The sequence below is a fragment of the Actinomadura sp. NPDC048032 genome (assembly GCF_040653175.1).
In the GTDB taxonomy this organism is placed as follows: Bacteria; Actinomycetota; Actinomycetes; order Streptosporangiales; family Streptosporangiaceae; genus Spirillospora; species Spirillospora verrucosospora.
Genome location: NZ_JBEZJP010000568.1, coordinates 1 through 4,075 on the forward strand (window position 1 = coordinate 1; position 4,075 = coordinate 4,075).

General features: G+C 75.6%; 3 protein-coding genes. 2 read left to right on the forward strand and 1 reads right to left on the reverse strand.

Going from position 1 to position 4,075, the window contains the following annotated elements:
• Nucleotides 1-143: 143 nt before the first annotated feature.
• The gene (locus tag AB0C69_RS39030) at nucleotides 144-779 is read right to left on the reverse strand and encodes a LysE family translocator (protein WP_360361176.1); all 636 of its coding nucleotides are present in this window, start codon (nucleotides 777-779) and stop codon (nucleotides 144-146) included.
• 93 nt (nucleotides 780-872) lie between these two features.
• Between AB0C69_RS39030 and AB0C69_RS39035 the strand changes: the two genes are divergently transcribed.
• Both AB0C69_RS39035 and AB0C69_RS39040 read left to right on the forward strand, forming a co-directional pair.
• Nucleotides 873-2,213 (forward strand): PLP-dependent aminotransferase family protein, encoded by a 1,341-nt coding sequence (locus tag AB0C69_RS39035; RefSeq protein WP_360361178.1) that lies wholly within the window; start codon nucleotides 873-875, stop codon nucleotides 2,211-2,213.
• A 72-nt stretch (nucleotides 2,214-2,285) separates the two neighbouring features.
• A complete protein-coding gene (locus tag AB0C69_RS39040; protein ID WP_360361181.1) occupies nucleotides 2,286-3,917 on the forward strand; it encodes an ATP-binding cassette domain-containing protein in 1,632 nt (543 codons plus the stop codon).
• Nucleotides 3,918-4,075: the final 158 nt, after the last annotated feature.

Genomic DNA, 4,075 nt, shown 5'->3' on the forward strand with positions numbered 1-4,075 from the left:
AGAACGCGGCCCTCGCCGGCAAGCAAGCGATGCTGCTGTTCACGACCGGCGCTCCCAGCGAGATGTTCCAGCCTGGCGTCTTCGGCCCCATGGACCGAGATCCACGCGGCCCATCATGGCAAGGTCCGGCGCGGGGCGGCGGGTCAGGCGGTCGCGGGGCGCAGGCCGATGTGGACGGCGAGGGCGGCCAGCACCGAGCCCATCAGGTAGCGCTGGGCGCGCCGCCAGCCGGGCCGGCGCGCGAGGAAGGCGGCGATGGAGCCCGCGCCGAGCACGATGAGGGCGTTGACGGTGACGGCGATCACGACCTGGACGGCGCCGAGCAGCAGGATCTGGACGGCGACGCTGCCGCGCCCGGGGTCGGCGAACTGCGGGAGCAGCGACACGTACAGGACGGCGATCTTGGGGTTGAGCAGGTTGGTGACCAGGCCCATGGTGAACAGCCGGCGCGGCGGGTCGGCGGGCAGGTCCGCGGGCGTGAAGGCGGTCGTGCCGCCGGGCCGCAGCGTCTGCCACGCCAGCCACAGCAGGTAGCAGGCGCCGGCCAGCTTGATCGCGGTGTAGAGGGGCGGCACGAGCGTGAAGACCGTGGTGAGGCCCGCGGTGGCGGCCGCGACGTAGACGAGGAACCCCGCGGCGACGCCGCCGAGCGAGATCAGCCCGGCGCGGCGGCCCTGCGTCACCGACCGCGACACCAGATAGATCATGTTGGGCCCCGGGGTGAGGACGAGGCCGAGGGCGAACAGGGCGATGGCCGCGACGGCCCCGAACGAGATCATTGCGCTCCAGACGACTTGAAGTTCTCCAAGAGTAGAAGTCGGGGTATCCTCGGTGCAATAAGAGAATTGTTCTCGGTGCAATATGGGGTTCAGGTGGACGATTTCCGGCGGGTCGCGGACGAGCTGGCCGCCGACATCGCGGCGGGGCGGCTGCGCCCGGGCGAGCGGCTGCCGCCGCAGCGCGCCTTCGCCCGGCGCCGGGGCATCGCGGGCTCCACGGCGAACCGCGTGTACCGCGAGCTGGCCAGGCGCGGCCTGGTGGTGGGCGAGGTCGGGCGCGGGACCTTCGTCCGCGCCGCCGAGCGCCCGCCGGGGCCCGCGCTCGCCGAGCCCGCCGCCGCGCGCGTCGACCTGGAGCTCAACCACCCCGTGGCGCCGGGCCTGAGCGCCCTGCTGGCCGAGGGGCTGGAGCGCCTGCGCCGCCCGGACGTCCTGGCCACCGCGCTCGGCCCCGCCGGGGTCGCGGGGACCGCCGCCGCCCGCGAGGCCGCGGCGGCGCTGCTGGCCTCGCCCGGCCTGCGGCCCGCCCCCTCCGACGTGCTGTTCGCGGGGAACGGCCGGCAGGCCGTCGCGGGCGCGGTGGCGGCGCTCGTGCCCGCGGGCGGCCGGCTCGGCGTGGAGGCGCTGACCTATCCGGTGATCAAGGGGATCGCGGCCCGGCTCGGGGTGACGCCGGTCCCGATCGCGATGGACGAGCACGGCCTGCGCCCGGACGCGCTCGCCGAGGCCCATCGCGCCGCGCCGCTCGGCGGCGTCTACGTCCAGCCGACGCTGCACAACCCCCGCGGGACCACGATGCCGGAGCGGCGCCGCGCCGAGCTGGCCGGCGCGCTGGAGCGGCTCGGCCTGCACGCCGTGGAGGACCGCGTCTGGGCGTTCCTTCCGGACGGCGGGCCGGAGCCGCTCGCGGTGCACGCCCCGCACCGCACCGTCCTGGTCGACAGCCTCTCCAAGCGCCTCGCGCCCGGTCTGAGTCTCGGCTTCGCCGTTCCGCCCTCGGCGCTCGCCGGGCGCGTCGCCACCGCGCTGCGCTCCGGCGCCTGGGGCCCGCAGGGGTTCGCGCTGGAGGCCGCGGCGGGCTGGATCGCCGACGGGACGGTCGAGAAGGTCGTGCGGGCCAAGCGCGCCGACGCCGCGTCGCGGCAGCGGATCGCGGCCCGGTGCCTGGAGGGCGCGGCCGTCCGGTCCGATCCCTGCTCGTACTTCTGCTGGTGGGAGCTGCCCCAGCGGTGGCGGGCCGAGACGTTCGTGGCGGCGGCCGCCCGGCGCGGCATCGCCGTCACCCCGGCCGCCGCCTTCGTCGTGGGGGGCGCTGCCGCCCCGCGGGCCGTCCGCATCGGCCTGGCGTCCCCGCCGCCGGACGTCCTCGCCCGCGCCCTGCGGACGCTCGCCGGGATCGCCGCGGGGGACCCCGACGACGACGCCCCCGACTGACCGGATCCGGCGGCTGGACGCGCATCGGAAGATCGTCCATCGTCGGGGTGGGGTCGCCCGGCGGGAGGACAGATGATCGAGGTCCGCGAGGTGGGGCAGCGAGCGGCCGGGGGGCGGCGGACGCTGCGGGAGGTGTCGCTGTCGATCGGCGCCGGGGAGCTGGTGGCGATCATCGGCGGCAGCGGGGCGGGCAAGACCACCCTGCTGGACGCCATCGCGGGCGTCCGGCCGCCCGCCGAGGGCGAGGTCAGGTACGACGGCGGCGCGGCGGGCCCCGCCGCGGGCTCGCTGGGCTACGTGCCGCAGGACGACATCGTGCACCTGGAGATGCCGCTGCGGCGCACGCTGCGCTACGCGGCGGGGCTGCGGCTGCCCGCGGGGACGCCCCCCGAGCGCGCCGAGCGCGCCGTGGACGGCGTCCTGGAGGCGCTCGCGCTGACCGCGCGGGCCGGGCAGCGCGTCGGGTCGCTGAGCGGCGGCGAGCGCAAGCGGGCCAGCATCGCGGTCGAGATGCTGACGCGGCCCCGCGTGTTCTTCCTGGACGAGCCCACCTCCGGCCTCGACCCGGCGACCTCGGCCGACCTGATGCGGCTGCTGCGCGGGCTCGCCGACTCGGGGACCACGGTGGTGATCACCACGCACCATCCGCCGGACGTCCTGGTGTGCGACCGGGTGGCCGTCCTCGCCCAGGACGGGCGGCTGGTCTTCTACGGAGCACCGGATGAGGCGCGAGAGCGGTTCCAGGCGGACCGGATCGAGGACATCTATCTGCGGCTGGCCGAAGGGGAGGCGCACGAGTGGACGGGCCGGTTCGGCGCGCGCGGGCGCGGCGCACCCCCGGCACCGGCGTCGACATCGGCGTCGGGGCCGGAGACCGGCCCGGCGATCACCGCGTTCCGGCAGTGGGCACTGCTCACCCGGCGCAACCTGGACCTGTTCACCCGCAACCGGCTCACGCTCGCGGTGCTGCTCGGGTCGCCGCTCATGGTGCTGGCGATGTTCGCGGTCCTGTTCCGGCCGGGGGCCTTCTCGCCGGAGTCCCCCAGCCCCGCCGCGACGGTGATGATCCTTTTCTGGATCGCCTTCGGGGGGTTCTTCTTCGGCCTGACCTACGGGCTGCCGCAGATCTGCGGCGAGCTGCCGGTCCTGCGGCGGGAGCGGCTCGCCGGGCTGCGGATCGCGCCCTACGTGCTGGCGAAGGCGACCGTCCTGCTGCCGCTGCTGGCCGTGGTGGACGCGCTGGTGCTCGGCGTCCTGCGGGTCCTGGACCGGCTGCCCGCGGCGGGGTGGGGGACGTACGGGGAGCTGTTCGTCACGCTGCTGCTGTGCTCGCTGGCGGCGCTCGCGCTGGGCCTGCTCGTGTCGGCGGCCGTCACCGACCCGGCCCAGGCCACGATGGCACTGCCGATGCTCTGCTTCCCGCAGGTGCTGTTCGTGGGCGCGATCCTGCCCGTCCCGGTGATGGCGGCGCCGGGACGGTGGCTGAGCTGCGCCATGTCCAACCGGTGGGCCTTCGAGGGCCTCGGGCACAGCCTCGGGGTGGAGCGGCTCTGGGCGAGCGGGCGCTCGCCGCTGGGGCCGCCTCTGCTCGCCTCCTACGGTGACACGTTCTCGCGGTCGCCGGCCGTGGACTGGGCGCTGCTCGGCGGGTTCACGGCGCTGTTCCTGGCAGGGGCCTGCCTGGTCCTCACCCGGAGGACATAAAACCCCTTCCCCATAGGCCATTTAAGGACACCACGGCGCTCTTGCGTCACCTCCGGCGCGTCCCCGACCTCGCGGACAAGGTGCCCCCGATCGAGATCTCCAAGGACGGACCGAAGGCGAGGGACGTCGTCAACCGCACCGTCTCCGGCATCGTGCTG